Source organism: Actinomadura chokoriensis (genome assembly GCF_039529475.1).
Lineage (GTDB): Bacteria > Actinomycetota > Actinomycetes > Streptosporangiales > Streptosporangiaceae > Spirillospora > Spirillospora bangladeshensis.
Genome location: NZ_BAAAMW010000046.1, coordinates 1 through 16,329, shown reverse-complemented (window position 1 = coordinate 16,329; position 16,329 = coordinate 1). Strand labels below are relative to the sequence as shown.

20 protein-coding genes are annotated in these 16,329 nt (G+C 69.9%); 18 read left to right on the top strand and 2 right to left on the bottom strand.

All coding sequences use genetic code 11. The annotated features are described in order from the left end of the window. Position 1: 1 nt before the first annotated feature. The 10 genes from ABFX46_RS42055 (at position 2) to ABFX46_RS42010 (ending at position 9,004) form a co-directional block, all read left to right on the top strand. Complete coding sequence (locus tag ABFX46_RS42055; RefSeq protein WP_346050028.1) at positions 2-814, top strand: CpaE/TadZ family protein; 813 nt, start codon at positions 2-4, stop codon at positions 812-814. Then, on the top strand, positions 811-2,172 hold the full coding sequence (locus tag ABFX46_RS42050; protein WP_346050026.1) for a TadA family conjugal transfer-associated ATPase: 1,362 nt from the start codon (positions 811-813) through the stop codon (positions 2,170-2,172). The genes ABFX46_RS42055 and ABFX46_RS42050 overlap by 4 nt, the downstream gene beginning before the upstream one ends. Next, complete coding sequence (locus ABFX46_RS42045; protein ID WP_346050024.1) at positions 2,169-3,050, top strand: type II secretion system F family protein; 882 nt, start codon at positions 2,169-2,171, stop codon at positions 3,048-3,050. Before ABFX46_RS42050 ends, ABFX46_RS42045 begins: the two co-directional genes overlap by 4 nt. Continuing rightward, positions 3,047-3,943, top strand: a complete 897-nt coding sequence (locus tag ABFX46_RS42040) for a type II secretion system F family protein (RefSeq protein ID WP_346050022.1) — start codon at positions 3,047-3,049, stop codon at positions 3,941-3,943. The genes ABFX46_RS42045 and ABFX46_RS42040 overlap by 4 nt, the downstream gene beginning before the upstream one ends. 31 nt (positions 3,944-3,974) lie before the next feature. Beyond that, a complete protein-coding gene (locus ABFX46_RS42035) occupies positions 3,975-4,187 on the top strand; it encodes a hypothetical protein (RefSeq protein ID WP_346050020.1) in 213 nt (70 codons plus the stop codon). Further along, entirely contained in the window at positions 4,151-4,579 is a 429-nt protein-coding gene (locus tag ABFX46_RS42030; RefSeq protein ID WP_131943192.1) for a TadE family protein, read from the top strand. The genes ABFX46_RS42035 and ABFX46_RS42030 overlap by 37 nt, the downstream gene beginning before the upstream one ends. Then, a complete protein-coding gene (locus ABFX46_RS42025) occupies positions 4,576-5,028 on the top strand; it encodes a TadE/TadG family type IV pilus assembly protein (protein ID WP_346050018.1) in 453 nt (150 codons plus the stop codon). The genes ABFX46_RS42030 and ABFX46_RS42025 overlap by 4 nt, the downstream gene beginning before the upstream one ends. Then, a complete protein-coding gene (locus tag ABFX46_RS42020; RefSeq protein ID WP_346050016.1) occupies positions 5,025-5,480 on the top strand; it encodes a pilus assembly protein TadG-related protein in 456 nt (151 codons plus the stop codon). Before ABFX46_RS42025 ends, ABFX46_RS42020 begins: the two co-directional genes overlap by 4 nt. After that, positions 5,477-8,182 carry an AfsR/SARP family transcriptional regulator gene (locus tag ABFX46_RS42015; RefSeq protein ID WP_346050014.1) on the top strand — a complete coding sequence of 902 codons (2,706 nt, stop codon included), beginning with the start codon at positions 5,477-5,479 and terminating at the stop codon, positions 8,180-8,182. The genes ABFX46_RS42020 and ABFX46_RS42015 overlap by 4 nt, the downstream gene beginning before the upstream one ends. 450 nt (positions 8,183-8,632) lie before the next feature. Continuing rightward, on the top strand, positions 8,633-9,004 hold the full coding sequence (locus ABFX46_RS42010; protein WP_346050013.1) for a MazG-like family protein: 372 nt from the start codon (positions 8,633-8,635) through the stop codon (positions 9,002-9,004). A gap of 158 nt (positions 9,005-9,162) precedes the next feature. Here ABFX46_RS42010 and ABFX46_RS42005 read toward each other — a convergent pair whose 3' ends face one another. Beyond that, complete coding sequence (locus ABFX46_RS42005; protein WP_346050011.1) at positions 9,163-9,315, bottom strand: hypothetical protein; 153 nt, start codon at positions 9,313-9,315, stop codon at positions 9,163-9,165. A gap of 161 nt (positions 9,316-9,476) precedes the next feature. Here ABFX46_RS42005 and ABFX46_RS42000 point away from each other — a divergent pair, with 161 nt between their 5' ends. After that, the gene (locus ABFX46_RS42000; RefSeq protein ID WP_346050009.1) at positions 9,477-10,049 is read left to right on the top strand and encodes an NUDIX hydrolase; all 573 of its coding nucleotides are present in this window, start codon (positions 9,477-9,479) and stop codon (positions 10,047-10,049) included. On the opposite strand, the gene ABFX46_RS41995 is transcribed toward ABFX46_RS42000, so the two are convergent. Continuing rightward, complete coding sequence (locus ABFX46_RS41995) at positions 9,991-11,382, bottom strand: NsdA family TPR-like regulatory protein (RefSeq protein ID WP_131945163.1); 1,392 nt, start codon at positions 11,380-11,382, stop codon at positions 9,991-9,993. The two genes, ABFX46_RS42000 and ABFX46_RS41995, sit on opposite strands and share 59 nt — an antisense overlap. A gap of 181 nt (positions 11,383-11,563) precedes the next feature. On the opposite strand from ABFX46_RS41995, the gene ABFX46_RS41990 reads away from it, so the two are divergent. The 7 genes from ABFX46_RS41990 to ABFX46_RS41960 form a co-directional block, all read left to right on the top strand. Continuing rightward, complete coding sequence (locus ABFX46_RS41990) at positions 11,564-11,941, top strand: hypothetical protein (RefSeq protein ID WP_131943868.1); 378 nt, start codon at positions 11,564-11,566, stop codon at positions 11,939-11,941. Continuing rightward, positions 11,938-12,261 carry a hypothetical protein gene (locus ABFX46_RS41985; RefSeq protein ID WP_131943867.1) on the top strand — a complete coding sequence of 108 codons (324 nt, stop codon included), beginning with the start codon at positions 11,938-11,940 and terminating at the stop codon, positions 12,259-12,261. The genes ABFX46_RS41990 and ABFX46_RS41985 overlap by 4 nt, the downstream gene beginning before the upstream one ends. Positions 12,262-12,490: 229 nt before the next feature. Continuing rightward, positions 12,491-13,348 carry an SAM-dependent methyltransferase gene (locus ABFX46_RS41980; RefSeq protein WP_346050006.1) on the top strand — a complete coding sequence of 286 codons (858 nt, stop codon included), beginning with the start codon at positions 12,491-12,493 and terminating at the stop codon, positions 13,346-13,348. A 5-nt stretch (positions 13,349-13,353) separates the two neighbouring features. Next, the gene (locus tag ABFX46_RS41975; protein ID WP_346050048.1) at positions 13,354-14,166 is read left to right on the top strand and encodes an SAM-dependent methyltransferase; all 813 of its coding nucleotides are present in this window, start codon (positions 13,354-13,356) and stop codon (positions 14,164-14,166) included. Continuing rightward, positions 14,163-15,644, top strand: coding sequence for an ATP-binding protein (locus tag ABFX46_RS41970; protein ID WP_346050004.1), 1,482 nt, complete (start codon positions 14,163-14,165; stop codon positions 15,642-15,644). The genes ABFX46_RS41975 and ABFX46_RS41970 overlap by 4 nt, the downstream gene beginning before the upstream one ends. Before the next feature lie 53 nt (positions 15,645-15,697). Further along, complete coding sequence (locus ABFX46_RS41965; protein ID WP_346050002.1) at positions 15,698-16,144, top strand: roadblock/LC7 domain-containing protein; 447 nt, start codon at positions 15,698-15,700, stop codon at positions 16,142-16,144. A 2-nt stretch (positions 16,145-16,146) separates the two neighbouring features. Further along, a partial coding sequence (locus ABFX46_RS41960; protein ID WP_346050046.1) for a DUF742 domain-containing protein occupies positions 16,147-16,329 on the top strand: 183 nt, incomplete at its 3' end.

The window sequence follows — 16,329 nt, the reverse complement described above, 5'->3', positions numbered from 1 at the left end:
GATGGCGCTGCACTGCCTGATCTCCCCGGGCGGGTCCCCGGGGGTGTCGACGACCGCGCTCGGGCTGGCGTTGGCGTGGCCGGGCCGAGTTCTGCTGGCCGAGTGCGACCCGATGGGGCGCCGGGTGCTGCCAGGGTTCATGGCCGACCGGATGCGTGCGTCTGCCGGACCGGGGCTGCTCGGGCTCGCGATGGCCGCCGAGGCCGATCCTCAGGGCCCGGTCGCGCTGGAGGAGTACGTGGTGCCGATCCCAGACGACGGGCATGCGGGGTTGCTGCATGGCGTCCGCGATCCCCGTCATGGGGTGCGGCTGGGGCCGGTCTGGCCGCGGCTGACTGAAGCGCTGCTGGCCAGGGACGGTGACGTGATCGTCGACCTGGGCCGGGTCGGCGGCAGCGATACTCCGACCGAGTTGCTGAAGGCAGCCGATGCGGTGGTGATGGTCCTCAAGCCCACTGTGACGCAAGTCGATGCCGCCGCGGCCCGGTTGGATGCGCTCATTGAGTTGGTGGGCGAGCAGGCGGCCATCAGACTGTGCTTGATCGCCGATGGGGCTTACGGCGCTGCAGACGTCGAGCGGGTGCTGGGATTCCCGGTTCTTGCCGAGTTGCCGTGTTCGCCGACGGACGCCCGTGTCCTGTCGGACGGTGCGCGTCCCCGGCTGACCTTCAGGACCTCACTGCTGGTTCGGTCGCTGAGCGTGCTCGGGCACCGCCTCCGGGCGACCGTCGCCGGGCTGGGAACCACGGCCACCTCCCTTGATGGAGCAAGGCGGTCAGCGCCGCCACTGGCGGCTTCGGGGGTTCGCCGATGACCGTATCCGGATGGGCCAACACAACGCCGGGGTTCTTCGGCTCTGCTCCCCGCCCACAGGCGGCATCGAACACTCTCACATCTGCCAGTGAGACGAACATCTGGGCGGCAGTGCGTGAGATATCTGCACAGCTGGTCGACGCGTTGGCCGACGGAGTGGACCGTGTGCGGGCGCGGCAGCTGATCCAAGCGCAGGTGCAGGCATGGGCGCACGACCAGATGGCGGCCGGCCGCCTGAGCTCGGCGTTGGAGCAGCAACGGGTGGCGCAGTTGGTGTTCGACCGCCGGTTCGGGCTAGGAGCTCTTCAGCCTTTCCTGGAACGCTCCGACGTGGAGAACATCGTTGTCAACGGCTGTCGCCAGACGTGGATCAGCTACACCAACGGCACCAAGGAGCCGGGTCCGCCGGTCGCCGAGACCGACGACGATCTGATCGAGTGGGTCCAGTTGCTGGCGCGGCGCGGTAACAGCGGCCGGGAGTTCTCCCACGCGTCTCCCTTGCTGGACGTCGCGCTGGCCGACGGAGTCCGGCTTGCGGTGGTGGGCTGGGTATCGCGGCATCCGCATCTGGCGATCCGGGTCCATCGACTCGTCGACATCGGCCTGCGGCAGCTCACCGAACTGGGCACCCTCACCGCGCCGCTGGAGGCATTCCTGCGAGCGGCGGTCTCCGCGCACAGCAACATCATCGTGTGCGGGGAGGTCAACACCGGCAAGACCACGCTCGTGCGCGCCCTGGCCGGAGAGATCTCGCCCGAAGAGCGGATCATCACCCTGGAAAGCGACTACGAGTTGTTCCTGGACGATCCCCGCCTGGCACACCGCCACCCGGACGTGGTCGCGCTCGAAGCACGTCAGGCCAACTCCGAAGGCGCCGGCGAGGTCCGGCTGCAGGACCTGGTTCCGGCGTGCCTGCGTCTCAACCCCGACCGTGTCATCGTCGGCGAGGCCCGTCACGGCGAACTCGCACCGATGCTGGAGGTGATGTACTCCGGGGCGCGCGGCTCGATGTGCACGCTGCACGTCCATCGTCCCGAGCACGTCTTCAGCCGCGTCGTACAACTCGGCCGCCGCGCCGACCTCGGCCTCGGAGCCGACGACGTGCACATGATGTTCGGGCTGGCCGAGCCGCTCGTCGTGTATCTGCGGCGCGACCAGGCCACCAACGCCCGGTACGTGTCGCAGGTGATGGAGGTCGGCCCGCCTGCGGACTCAGCGGAGCCGACCCGCAACTTCATCTTCGGTCCAGGTCCTGACGGACGCGCCGCACCGGGCGGCGGACACATCAGCCCAGCCCTGCTGGAGGAGCTCATCGAGCACGGCTTCGATCCCGCGGTCCTCGATGGGGGCTGGCCGTGATGGGCTGGCTGGCCGCCTTCGCCGGCGTGTGCACCGCCGGGGCCTTGCTGCTCATCGCCGTCGGTGTTGCCGGTGTCGTTCCTGGGACATCGGAGGGGCGTCCGCCGTCCCGGATTCAGACCATTTTGCGGTCTCCGGCATGGCCCGGTCGCCGTAATCGGCTGCTCGCCGGTGCCGTGTCCGGCCTGGCGGTCCTGCTCCTGTCGGAATGGCCGGTCGCGGCGCTGGCAGCCGGAGCCGGCGTGTACGCGCTGCCGCCGATGCTGTCCGGACGAGCACCACAGCGGCGGATCGCACGGCTGGAGGCGCTGGCTCAGTGGTCACGGCGGCTCGCCGAGATGATCGGTGCCAGCCGCGGCCTGGAACAGGCCCTGGCCGACAGCGCCCGTATCGCGCCCGCGCCGATCCTCGGACCGGTCGAAATCTTGTCCGGGCGGCTGACCAGCCACGCCAGTACCGAGCACGCACTGCGGGCGTTCGCCGACGAGTTGGACGACCCGATCGGCGACCTGATCGCCTGCTCGCTTCTCCTGTCCGCGCGGCGCCGTGGGCCCGGCACCCGCGAGGCGTTGAGCCTGCTGGCCGACGCGGTCGAGCACGAGGTGATCGTCCGTCGGGACGTAGAGGCCGAGCGGGCGGGGTTGCGCACCACGCTGATCGTGATCGTGTCGTCCGTCGGCGTGCTCAGTGTGCTCTTCGCATCGTCGGACACACTTGCAGGCCCCTACGACACCGCTCTCGGTCAGAGTGTGCTGGCCGTTGTCGCCGGGATCTACGCGGCAGGGCTGTGGTGGATGCGGCGCCTGGCCGTGCTGTCCACCGGCACCCGTTTCCTGCACATCACCTGCCCCGCACCCAAACAAGAGGTGAGCCGGTGACCGTCCTTGCCGTGTTCGCCGGATGCCTGGCCGCCGCCGGAGTCATCGTGCTCGTCCGTGAGTTCCGGCCCGCGCCGCCACGTCTGGATGCCGCTCTGGCCCGCGTCCAACCCGTGCCGTTTCAGCCCGCCTCGGTGCACGCTGGCGGCTCGACGGCCACTGACCGGGTCGGGCGGTGGCTGGTCGAACGCGTCGCGCGTCCAGCTGGGATGCTCGCTGTGCCTCGTGCCGACCTGGCGCTGCTGGACCGTTCAGGCGAGCGCTTCATGGTCGACAAGCTGGCCTTGTTCCTCACCGGCCTCGCAACCCCATCCGTGCTGACCGGCCTCGTCAACGCGGCGGGCGGCGGCTTGCCGTGGGCCTTTCCGCTCGTGATGGGCCTTGTCCTGGCGGCGGTGCTGTCGCTGGTCCCGGACTGGAACGTGCGTTCCCTGGCCCGACAGCGGCGCCGGGACTTCCGCTACGCCTTCACCTCCTACCTGCAACTGGTCGTCCTGGAACGCCAAGCCGGCGCCGCGCTCAACGCCGCCCTGGAGAACCCCGCGAAGATCGCCGACGGGTGGCCGTTTCAGCGCATCGACCAGATGCTGACCCGCGCCCGGCACGGCCAGCAACAGCCGTGGCGCGCACTCGCCCAGCTCGGCGCCGACATCGATGTCCGGGATCTGACCGACCTTGCCCACACCGCGGAGATCGCCGGTGGCGAGGGCGCCAAAATGCACGACGTGCTGATCGCCAAGATCACCTCGATGCGGCACGAGGCGTCCGCTGCCGCACGCGCCGAAGCCAATGGCCGCACTACCGCCATGTGGGTGCCGACCTCTCTGCTGATGCTCGGCTTCGTGATCCTGATCGGCTTCCCGTTCTTCTCCAAGCTCCTGGCATCCGGCTAACGCCGACATCGCATCACCGACTCGGGGGACCATGAACACGCTCTATACCGCTGCAACACGCATGACGATCGCCTTTCTCAACCGCTGCGCAGACCTTGACGTCCGGCGCGACCGGGGATCGGGCGTGGTGGAGACCATCATCATCGTGGCCGGATTCGCCAGCCTGGCCTTCACCGTCTACCTTGCCGTCGCCGGAAAGGTGAACGGTTGGATCAGCAAGATCCCCGGCTCCAGCGGCCCATGACCCGGCGCAACCCGATCAAGGAGCTTGGAGGGGACACAGGGTCGGCGACCGTCACGGCCGCGATCGTCTTCCCCGCCGTCGGTGTGCTGTTCCTGGGGCTGCTGCAGGCGGTCATGGTCTCGGTCGCCCGTGACGTGGCGCTGGCATCCGCCGAAGAAGGACTACGCGCGGCCCGCGCCCGGCATGGCACCGCCGCCGACGGCCGCTCCGCCGCCATCTCCTTCGCCCGCGCCGAACCCGTCCTGCGTTCACCGGACGTGACCGTGTCCGGAGACACGACCATCACCGTCCAAGTGTCCGGAAGCGCCCCTTCCTTCCTGCCAGGCATCGACATCGCCATCAGCCGCACAGCACGCGGCGCAAGGGAACGCTTCACCACCGAGCAGCCATGACGAACCGCTTTTCGCGCAGGACGCCGCTGCGCACCGAGGACGCGGGGAACGCAGCCGTAGAGGTGGCGATCCTCGCCCCGTTGTTCATCACGTTCCTGGCCGGGCTGCTGCTGGTGATGCGCGTGCAGCACGGCAGCGCCGTCGTCGCCCAGGCCGCCGCCGACGCGGCCCGCCACGCCTCCATCGCACGCACCGCCACCCGAGCCCGCGCGGACGCAACAGCCAGCGCCATGGCGACGCTCAGCGGCCGGGGACTGCATTGCCGTCCGACCGTCAAGCTCGATCTATCCGGCTTCCGCCGCCCGGTGGGCCAGGCCGGGACGGTATCGGCGCGGGTCACCTGCGTCATCCGGCTCGCCGACGTAGCGCTGCCGCGCATGCCCGGCTCACGCACCGTGACCAAGACTCACCGGTCCCCTGTCGATCCCTACCGGGGAAAGACTCGGTGACCGCTTTGGCCCCATGGATTAGGTGGCACCGACAGCGACTCGGCGATGCCGGCAGTGTGAGCATCTTCGCCGTCATCCTCACCCTCGTCGTGGTGGTGTTCTTCGGCGCCGTCGTCGATTTCGAGCAGAAACTCGAAGCCCGTCAGGACGCCAACACCGTCGCTCAAGAGGCCGCCCGCGCCGGCGCCGGACGTGTCAATCTCAACCGCGCCTACTCCGACGGTGAGTTCACCGTCGACCGCCATGCCGCGATCGCCGCCGCGCGCGACTACCTGCGGGCGAGCGGCTACACCGGCACAGTGACCGCATCCGGAGCACGCGCCATCCGCGTCCACGTCACCATCACCCGGCCCGCGCTGTTCCTGCCCGTCATCGGCATCAGCCACCTGCGCGCCGACGGCACCGCGACCGCGAATCTGACCACCGGAGTGCGAGGACCCACCCAGCCATGACCTACGCCCGACGCACCCGCGCGATCGAGATCCTGCGCGGACTCGGCGCCCTAGCGGTCTTCGCCGTCCTGCTGGTAGGAGTCCCGACCGGGCTTTACGCCGTGGCCGGCCCTCCCATCCCCGCGCACGTTCCTACGTGGGAGCAGATCACCGCCACACTGCTGCGCCCCGACACCGACAACCGACTTTTCCTGTCCGCGGTCCGGCTGCTCGGTTGGACGGCTTGGACGCTGTTCGCCACCGCCACCTGCACCGAAACCGTCTGTTACCTGGCCGGACGTACGACTCCTTCCCTGCCGCGTCCCGTCCGCCCCCTGCAACTACTGGCTCGGGACCTGGTAGCGACCGCCACCCTCGTCTTCGGCACTGCCACCGCCCTGTCCGCACCGGCATCGGCCACCGCTCACGCCAGCACAGACACACCTTCAGCGCACGAGCCCAGCGCCTCCCCCTCCCAAGGCGGGGAGTGGGAACCCCTGCTCAGCGACGCCGCACCCCAGACACCGAAGCCCGACCAGCAGCCATGGCGGACCCGGATCATCCATCGCGGCGACACCCTGTGGGACCTTGCCCGCCGGGCCTACGGTTCGGGCGACCGTTATCTCGAGATTTTCAAGGCCAGCCGCGCCGTCGACCAGCCCGACGGAATACCGGCACTCACCGACCCCGACAACATCCACCCCGGCCAGCGCGTCAAGATTCCCCGAGTCCGGAAGAAGACGGATTCTCCTCCATCAGCCCGTATACCCGGCTCCGCGGATACCGGCGGTCTCTCCAAGTCCCAGCAGCCTCAAGAAGGCAGCCAGATGCCGCGCGCTCCACACACCGGATCCGGTGCCACGGCGGACAGGCCGTCGCGGGTTCCAAGCCCGGTCGTCGCACCACCTGCGGAAAACTCACCCGCCGCACCGCCTCAACCCACGCTGCGGAGCGTGGAGGAGGATCGCCCATCGTCAGCCATCACCCTGCCGTCCGGCTCCTACATCGGCTTCGGCCTCGCCGCCGCGCTCAGCACCGCCGTCGCCGCCACTCGCCTGCACCGCCGCCGCAGGCGCCGTCTCTCCGACACCGCAGACGTCCCCGCTGGTCCACTGGCCCCTCCGGAACCGGTCGCCAAGGCCCGCAAAGCCCACTTGGATCGTGCTTACGCCGACCACGACGCCTCGATACCGTCCGACGCCGACCTGGTCATCCAAGACCGCACCGATGCGCCAGCCGACCACATCACCCTGGGCACCCGCGGCCGCACAACAGTCGCCCTCCCGCTGCCCGGGTTGAACCTGGGACTGACTGGCAGCAACGCACGGAGCGTCGCTCGCGCGGCCACCACCGACCTCCTCGCCAAGGCTTACCGCGACCGCGCGGAAGTCCTCATCCCCCGGTCCGACGCCGAGATCCTCTACCCCGATACCGCTCTCGCTGACGTCCCAGGGCTCACCATCACCACGACGTCGGAGGCCGCCATCACCCAACTCGAGGTCGAAGTTCTTCGCCGCGCCCGGCTTCTGGAAGCCGCCAATGAAACCGACCTGGCCGCCATACGTGTCACCGACCCGGCCGAGCCCCTCCCCAACCTCCTGCTGGTCGCCACCATCCCCGAAACAACGGCAACCACCGTTCACGCCATCACCCAACTCGGTCGCCGCTACGGAATCGGCGCGTTGGTCCTCGGTCCCTGCCCGGCAGGAACCACCGTGCACCTCTCGGACGACGTCACCGTCGTCCAAGCCGACGGCCCTCACGCCGACAACCTCACCGGAGCGGCTCTGTTCCACCTGACCGCCGACGACGCCAACGCCATGCTCCACACCCTCTGCACCGCAACAGGTGCTTCCCCATCAACCCCACAACCCAGTACCCCGACCGGCGAGGTCAGCGCCCCCCACAGCAGCCCGGGCACCAGCCCCCGGCCCCTCCCGCGTCCGCAGTCCGGCGGTCAAAAACGATCATGCCCCGTCTCCCTGCAGTTGCTCGGCCCGGTCCGCCTTCACACCGCGAACGGTGCCATCAGCACCGGCGTCCGCCGCAGCGCCCGCGACCTGCTCGCCTACCTGGCACTGCATCCTGATGGAGTCGCCCGCGACCGGGCAATCGGCGCTTTGTGGCCCGATCACGACCCCGAGGCCGCCGCTAACCAGTTCAACACCGCCATCGCCAACATCCGCAAGCTCCTGCGCACCGCCACGGGGCTCCGCGAACCCATGTACGTCATCCACACCGCGGGCAGCTACCGCCTGGACACCGACCTCATCGACACCGACCTGTGGCGCCTGACCAAGACCCTCGACCATGCACGCCACGCCACCACCGATTCCGACCGCATCACTGCTTTCGCCCCCGTCATCGACCTCTACACCGCCGACTTCGCCACCGACCTCACCTACGACTGGGCTGAGACCTACCGCGACCACCTTCGCTGCACTGTCACCGACGCTCTTACCCGCCAAGCCCGCCTTCTTCAGCACGAGAAGCCGGACCTAGCCCTCGCTGCCCTGAAACACGCCATCACCCTCGACCCGTACGCCGAGCCCCTCTACCGCGACCTCATGCAACTCCACGCCCAGCGCGGTCACACCGACGCAGCCCAACGCACCTACCAGCTCCTGTCCACCCGCCTCGCCGACCTCGACACTGAGCCCGACGACCACACCCACCAACTCCTCAAAGCCCTCCAACACCACCGCCCACCGGGACGGACGTGATGGATACGCAGCCGCGCTGTACCGCCGCAAGCACGCGTCATGGAACTCCTGCCCTACCACACCCCGGCGCCGTGGCTGCTCTTAACCCACGATCACGGAGCGTGTGCGCTGGCGCTGGCGCCATCAACGGACGCCACCCGGTTCAGCCCTGGGTTGCCGGTGAACTCGGCCGCGTTCTTGAGGCGCTGGCCCCCATGGCCGACGACGCCACTCCGCCCGCCGACGCGCTCGCGATTATCGAGGACACGGGCGAGGGCTTCTCCTCCTGGAAGTGTTTGGCCGCCGGGCACCCCGTGGACGGTGCATGAGACCGAGTCCGCAGAGCACAGGGAACCCGCGTTTGGCTGCGCACGCCGCTCGCGCCTCGATCCGACAGCCGCCGGCCGAAAACTCGATCGGATGTTCGAGAATGCCGAGACAGTTGGCCCTCCAACTCTTAGCCTCAATGCCGTGATGACGACTGAACCTGCTGCTAGACCGGCCGAGCCGTGTGACGGTTTCTGGGAGGACACCGCCCGCATCCGGGCCGGCTATCTGGCCGAGGTGCCGACCCAGACCCTGGTGTTGAAGGTCGCCGAAGAGGTGGGGGAGGTCGCCGAGGCTTACATCGGAATGACCGGCGGCAACCCGCGCAAGGGAGTTCACAAGAACAGAAGCGACGTCCTGGACGAACTCGCCGACGTCATCTTGGCCGCTGCGGTGCCCATGGTCGATCTGGCGGGCGGCGCCGCCCAAGCCGAGGCTCACCTGGCCAGACGGCTCGGAATCGTCTCTGCCCGCGATGTGGCTGCCCCACCGGTCACGCCCCATCCCCCGGAGTAATCAGCACGCACACAAACAGGGGCACCCATCGGGGCCCATAAGCGGATCGGCCCGTGCCTTCCCCAGAGGCCATGCCGAAGGAAAGGCACAAGGCCGGAAACGCCGCTGGACTGCCCCGGGTGCTGGACGTCGACGGCCAGCCGGGCGAACCCGATCACCTAGTCGGCGGCCAATACAGCGAGGGAGTACTCGCGCCGCGGCTCCTCCTTCGCCGCTTCGATCACGCTCGCCAGGGTCGCGGCCACCTGCCCTCGGGTGCGCGACTCGAACGACAGGTGCTCGACGACCACCGGGGCGCCGTACACCGCCAAGACCGCGTCAACGTCATCGGCCGCAAACTCCCGCCGGCCCACGCCGTCACCGGTGATCGAAACGGGATATATGGCAGTGCAGGCTAGCGGCCAGACGCCACATTCGTCGCTGACCACGCCGCTGGGCCCGCGCCGAAGGGCACACGCGGTACCGTCGGGCCGTGTCGCAGAATCCGACCGAGCGAACGAAGTGGACCATCCACGGTGAGCGGGTGGTCGACGAGACCCGTCACATCCGCTTGTCGGTGGCGAGCGTCGAACTTCCCAACGGCGTCCACTTCGACCAGTACGTCATACGTCTGCCCCGTTGCGTCATGACCGCCGTCTTGGATGAGGCCGGCGAGAACATCCTGCTCATCTGGCGGCACCGGTTCATCATCGACCGCTGGGACTGGGAGGTGCCCGGCGGGTACGCCGACCCCGGAGAGGACCCGGCCGTCACCGCCGTGCGCGAGGTCGAAGAGGAGACCGGCTGGCGGCCTCGCAGCGTGGAGTTCCTGCTCAGCTTCCAACCGATGGTCGGTTCCGCTGACGCGCCGCAAGACCTCTACCTGGCCCACGGCGCCGACCCGGTCGGGGAACCGCACGTGGACGAGGCCGAGGCTGTTAGGTGGGTGCCGTTGGACGAGGCGCAGCAACTCATCGACCGCGGCGAGATCGTCGGGGCCGCGACGGTCATGGCCGTGCTCCACGCACGCGCAGCGCGGGCAACCGCTCCTCGGCATAATCCATGAACTCCGCCACCCCCGGTTCAGCCGCCGCCGGCTCCAGAGCCTCCAGCACATCTCGCAGGTAGCGGTACACCCGCTCGGAGGTGAGCCCGGCCGCCATGTCGACCGCCGTCTTGCCCTGTTCGCATGCCTCTTCCAGCTGGCCTTGCGCCGCCAGAGACATGGCCAGGATCGAGATGTTGAACGTCTTGCCACGCCGGTAGGTCGGGTCCATGTCGAGTGACTTGCGGGCGTACTGCTCGACCTCGGCGGGGCGGCCCAGGTCGCGGAAGCAATGCGCGATCTTGGCCGCGAAGTACGCCTCGTCGAAGTAGTCCAGCCACGGCGGCAACTCGGCTCTGGTGGCGCGGTCGTAGCTGGCCTCAGCGCGTGCCAGCGCCTGGGCGCAAGCCCGCGCGCCGCCGTCCTGGGCCGCGTGCCCGTGCGCCTCCATCACCTGACATTCGGTCATCAGCACCGGCAGGCCGGCACGCCGCGCAGCGGCCTGCGCGGTACGCGCCATGTCCACGGCCTGGTCGGGCTGGGCGACATAGTGCGCCTGCTGGCTCATCGCGGCGAGGATCTCAGCGCCGAGCCCGTGATCATCGGCGTGGCGGGCCATCGCCAGAGCCTGTATCAGGTACCGCTGAGCGACCCCTTGACGGTCCAGATCGTGGTACAGCCACGCGGCCAGCTTTGTCAGGTCGGCCGCTGCGGCGAACAGCTCCCGGCGGACCTCATGGGTGGCGCGGCTGTCGCGTAGCAGCGGGGCGACATGCGTGTGCAGGTACTCGATGACCGGTGAGCGGACGTGGCCCCCGCCGAGCCGGTTGTCCAGGATGCGGAACGCGCTGGTGACCTGCCGGATCTCTTCGACGTCGGTGGCGCCGATGCGGCGTCCGCTCGCCACGGGAGGGGCCGCGTCCCATGGGCCGATGAGCCAGCGCAGCGCGGCCACCGAGAACGCGCCGGGGTCGAAGTCGGCCCCGGTCAGGGCGCGTTGCTGCTCGGCGTCCGCCCGCCACAGCATGGCCGCTGTCTGGACGCTGGCCTCCTGTGTCATGGCCAGGCCGAGGCCGAGGCCGGGCGGGGACACAACCCCCTTCATACCTAGATCGGCGACGGTGATCCGGCGCCCCAACTCGATAGTGAAGACCTCGGCGATGATCTCCGGCGCGGGGTGGCGGGGTTGTTCCCCGCGCAGCCATCGGGCCACACTGCTGTGGTTGTAGTGCCGGTCTCGCACGCCGCGCAGCCGGGCGAGCCGGACGACACGGTCGGCTAAGCCCTTCCGGGAGAACTTCGCCTCGTCGATCAGCGCGGCGAGTTGGCGATTGGACTCCGGCTTTCCGGCCATCGGATCCTGCCCCAGGTTCGCTGTCCGGCGGTGACTTGCAGTGTGGCACAGCCCACTGTTCTGATCCGAGTTTCCAGCCCCCACCCACGCCCCCTTCACACGCCCCCCACCCCCCTGCGCACGCACCCGCCCCTGGTTCGAGCCTTCCGGCAGCACGCGGGACTGCGGTTCGCTCGTGCCTATGACCACGACCGAGCGGCAGCGGATCGCGGCCCAGTTCCACCAGGCGGCCATCACGGCCAGCCAGGTTGCGGAAGCCGCCGAGAAGACCATCGGCACGATCAGTCCCCACGTACAGCCCATCGCCAGCGCCGACCCCAACGGGCTCCCGCCGCACGCGGCACGCCTCCGACAGCTCCGCGCCGCTTGGCCGGACTGGCAGTTCGAATACGACGCCAACAAGGTCGTCCCGTGGAACGCACAGCGGCGCATCACCCCCCAATGGCGCGGCGGGCACTCCACCTGCGACGCGCAAGATCCCGACACCCTCGAAGTGCTTCTGCGGTGCGCGATGGACACGCAGCTCCTCACCCGACCTCACGGGCGGGCCGGCCGGTGACCTACCGAGAGCAGGACCACCCGCAGCCGTCCGACCTCCAGGACCGCGACGCCCATGAGGTGCAGAGGCGCCTAGCGGCGCTCGGCGCCCACATGCGGGGCCGCCGCCTAGACACCGACCTCAACGACGGCAGCCTGAGCGTGGCCGTGCCCGGCAAGCCAGAGGTCGACACGATCACCTGCCGGCCCCGTCCCTCCGACGGCGACCGGTACTGGTACTGGAACGGAAAGAAGCAGCCGATCGCCCAGGCCGAGCCCGAGCACATCCCGGACGCTGGCGCCCGCATCGCCGCGGACCTGCACGCTCAGCAGCAGTCGTGACCACCGGCCTCCAGGCCGACCAGACCGAGCAGCACCACCATCCGGACGTGACGCCAGGTGGCGAGCCGAGACGGCATGACCGGCACTCTCTTCGACCGCGCGGCGGGGACACCGACCCACACCGGATCCCCGTCACCGTGCCCACCCACCGCCAGCGCATTCGCCTACAAGGGAACACCAGCATGAACGAGACATTGGACGTCTACGAGCCGCTCGCGGCGGTGGGGTCATGAACATCTCGGCCGGCCTTGCCCGCGACTTCACACAATCGTCGGAAGCCGGCGTCTACAACTTCTACCTGGGCGGCAAGTCCTGGACCCGCGCCGATAGGGAGACCGCGGTCGCGGTCATCCGGACCTCCCCGGACGCGCAGGCGGTCGCGAGGGAGAACTTCTTGTTCGCGGGCCGTGCCGCCTCGTGGGCCGTCGGCGAGTACGGCATTGGACAGGTCTTCGACATCGGCGTCGGCATCGTTGACGACGTGCCGCTGGACTCGGTGGAGACCTGCGTCCACAACGTCGCCCCGGACGCCGTCGTGGTCGCCTTCGACAACGACGAGGTCGTGCTCGCACGCGCCCGTGCGCTGCGCACCGGCTACGGCCGTGTGCTGCTCGGCGATGTCACCGACCTCGACAGCATCTTCAACAACCCCGATCTTCTCAACCACCCTGACCTGGTCGGGGGCACCGACCTGACCAAGCCGGCGGTCATCGTGCTGGCCGCCGTCCTGCACTTCGTGGACGACCCCGCCACCGTGATGGCCGGTCTGCGGGATCGTCTGGCGCCCGGCAGCGTCGTCGTGCTGTCCCACGCGACCAGGACCGGCACCAGCCAGGACCTCGTCGGCGGGATGACCAAGGCCTACGAGAAGGGCCGCAGCCCGATCATCTTCCGGGAGGAAGCCGACATCGCCGCCCTCGCGGACGGGTGGGATCTCCTACCGCCCGGTCTGGTCGACGTGCAGCTCTGGTCCCCGGACGGCAGCCATCAGGGCGAGCTGTACGAGACGGTCCGGGTCGTCGGTATGGTCGTCCGCCTTCCCGACGCCCAGCAGGGGCCGCGCGATGCGACGGGTGGTGCCCGGTGAGCGGCATGGCCTTCGACCGGCTCGCGGCGGAACGGGACCTCCACAGGAGATACGGCCCCGACTACGCGGCGATGCCGCGGCTGTGGGCGTTCTGGGGCGGCGGGAAGGACTTCAACCCGGCCGACCGTGCCCTTGGTGAGACAGTTGCCGCGCGTTTTCCGCAGGTCGAGACGTTGGCCCTGCATCGGCTGGCGTTCCGCAGCCGGGTGGTGCGGGCCCTGGTCGGCGAGTGCGGCATCGACCAACTGCTGGTCGTCGGCGTCGACATGCCGATGCACGACGAGGTCCACCAGGTCGCCCACTCGGTCAACCCGGACGCCCGCGTCGTGTACGCCGACGCCGACGCGCTGGCGATGCTTTACGCCGAGGCCATGTTCAGAGGCCGCATCAATACCTGCGGGTTCGTGCGGGCAGGGCTGGACGACCCTCGCGCGGTACTGGACGGCGCCGCCGCGACCTTGGACCTGCGCCAGCCGGTGGCCGTGCTGCTGATCAACAGCTTGGACGTCCTCACCGACCCGCAAGCGGTCGAGGCCCTGGCCGCCTTCCGGGCCGCTCTGGCGGCCGGCAGCTACATCGGGTTCTGCCATCTGACCGCCGAGTACGACCACGGCCTGGCCGCGCTCGGAAGCGTCTGCGCCGAGACCAGCCCCGGTCCGCCGCGCGTCCGCACCCCAAACGCCCTCGCCGCGTTCTGCGCGGGGATGGTGATGATCCGGCCGGGCCTGGTGTCGGCGCCGGTGTGGCGCCCCGAACCCGGCCCGTGGCCGGTCACCGCCGACGTGGACCTGTGGTGCGGGGTCGGAGTACTGCCATGAGTATCCAACTTCCCCAGACCGCGGCCCGACCCGCCGGCGATGAACCCCGCCGGCAGACCCTCGAACCCCTGGACCACGCGGGCGAACTCGTCAACCGCCTCACGGACCGGGGTCTGCGCGCGTCGGCTGCGCCGCTGGGGAGCCCGGAGGGCGCGCCGGCGGTCACCGCGCAGCGGACGGACGTCCACCCGTACGTCGGGCGGTTGGTGGCGCTGCTGCCGTGCCCCGGTTCCGGGGAGTTGTACTGGCATTGGCAGCGGCCGTTCCGGGGAAGTCGGTGGATCGGGGCCCGGTGGTTCCAACCCTTCTCACCGGCGTACGCCTATGACGACACCGCCGACGCCATCGCTGCGGTGATCGCGGATGAGCTGCGTGCCAGTGCCCGTCTGCGCTACGGCTCGGCCGCGCGGCCGGATGCGGTGGCGGAACCCGACGGCGAGGTCCTGGTCTACACCGGCCACCGCGTGCATGCGCTGGTGAGCCGGATGCTGGAGCGCCTCAAGGCCCTCGAGAACGATCTGGAGGACCCCGATCTCCTCGCGGATCTGTACGGGATCGACCACCTGGCGACTCAGCTGCGCCGAGCGGCCGCCCGGTCGGCGGTGCTGGGAGGCCGTACCGCGCGGCGCGCCTCCACACCGATGCCGGTCTCGACCGTGCTGCGTCAGGCGATGGCCGAGGTCGAGGCGTACCAGCGCGTCCGGCTGACGCTACCCGACGACGACATGGAGATCCCGGGGTATGCGGGCCCGGACGTGATCCACATCCTGGCCGAGCTGGTGGAGAACGCCACCCGGTTCTTCGGCGGCACGGTGCGGATGGTGACGGTCCAGGCACCCGGCGGTCTAGGGGTGGAGGTACGCGACGAGGGCAAGTGGGCATTGTCGGCGGCGCGCCTTGCCGAACTGCGGCGGATTCTGGAAGCGCCGTTCCAGGTCAGCCTGCGTGAGCAGGTCCGGCAGGGGCAGGTCGGTCTGCTGGTCGCGGCGCGGCTGGCCGTCCGGCACGGCATCCGGATCGAGCTGCGTCCGCAGTCGCCCGGGATGTGCGCACTGGTAGTCCTGCCCCACGCCCTCCTTGCCTCCCCGCCCGGTACCACAGCACTCCCACAGGCCCTTCTCCGCCGCCGCACCCCCGCTCCGATCAGCACGCCGGCATCCCCGCCGCCCGACCCGGCTCCGACCAGTGCCGCCGCGCAGGAACCACCGGCCTACGAGCAGCCCCCGCCTACCGCGCCGACCGCCCTACCAGCAACGCACGCCGGCCGGCCCCCGCTCCCCCGGCGCCGCAAAACGAGTCCTGCTGCGGACGCCGTGCCGCATCCTTCCGGCGAGCCTGCCCCGGAGTCGTCGCCAGCACGGCCGCCGTCACCGGAGCTGATGGCGCGTTTCGCCACCGGTCTCCGGCGCGGCCAGGCCGAGCAGCGGCACGAGCCTGCCAGCGAGCCCACCGACGAGTCCATGAAGAGGTTCAGATGACGACTCCCACACCCCCCGCGGTAACCGCGGCCTCACCGCTCACGGCGGACGGTTTGGACTGGCTTCTGCAGGAGTTCACCGGCCGGGTCGCCGGTGCGACCCACGCCGTGCTGGTATCGCGGGACGGGCTGAAGATGGCGGTGTCGGGCTTGGCCACCGCCGAGGCCGACCGGGCCGCCGCATGGATGTCCAGCCTGCACTCCCTGGCCCGGTCCGCCGGCACCCTCATCGGAGCCCCGGACGGCGGTTTCCGGCAGGTCGTCATCGAAGACGCCGGCTTCCTGGTGTTCGTTGTGAGCGCCGATTTCGCCGCCGCGGCCAGGCCCAGCCTCAAGTCCGGTGCCGGGTCGGGCCTGGTCGGCTGTGTGCTCGGCGTTTTGGCCGAGCCGGGCGCCGACGTCGGTGTGGTCGGCTACGAGATAGCCCTGCTGGTCAAGAGCGTGACCGAGCAGCTGACCACGCCGACCCGAGGCGGCCGCCGCACCGACGGGAACCGGTGACCATGCCCGGCCCGGCTGGTGCGCCGGAGTGGGATCAGGCGTGGGAGACCTGCGCCGACGAACAGGTGCGCCCTTACGCGATCACCGGCGGCCGGACCCGCCCGCAGCACTCGATGCGGCTGGTGACCCTGCTGGAGGCCGCCGACGCCGGACCCGTGCACGGGCTCGGTCCCGAATCGGCCCGA

Coding starts and splice junctions, on each gene's coding strand:
- ABFX46_RS42055 (WP_346050028.1), top strand. CDS start 2: ATGGCGCTGCACTGCCTGATCTCCCCGGGCGGGTCCCCGGGGGTGTCG.
- ABFX46_RS42050 (WP_346050026.1), top strand. CDS start 811: ATGACCGTATCCGGATGGGCCAACACAACGCCGGGGTTCTTCGGCTCT.
- ABFX46_RS42035 (WP_346050020.1), top strand. CDS start 3,975: ATGAACACGCTCTATACCGCTGCAACACGCATGACGATCGCCTTTCTC.
- ABFX46_RS42025 (WP_346050018.1), top strand. CDS start 4,576: ATGACGAACCGCTTTTCGCGCAGGACGCCGCTGCGCACCGAGGACGCG.
- ABFX46_RS42015 (WP_346050014.1), top strand. CDS start 5,477: ATGACCTACGCCCGACGCACCCGCGCGATCGAGATCCTGCGCGGACTC.
- ABFX46_RS41995 (WP_131945163.1), bottom strand. CDS start 11,382: ATGGCCGGAAAGCCGGAGTCCAATCGCCAACTCGCCGCGCTGATCGAC.
- ABFX46_RS41990 (WP_131943868.1), top strand. CDS start 11,564: ATGACCACGACCGAGCGGCAGCGGATCGCGGCCCAGTTCCACCAGGCG.
- ABFX46_RS41980 (WP_346050006.1), top strand. CDS start 12,491: ATGAACATCTCGGCCGGCCTTGCCCGCGACTTCACACAATCGTCGGAA.
- ABFX46_RS41975 (WP_346050048.1), top strand. CDS start 13,354: ATGGCCTTCGACCGGCTCGCGGCGGAACGGGACCTCCACAGGAGATAC.
- ABFX46_RS41970 (WP_346050004.1), top strand. CDS start 14,163: ATGAGTATCCAACTTCCCCAGACCGCGGCCCGACCCGCCGGCGATGAA.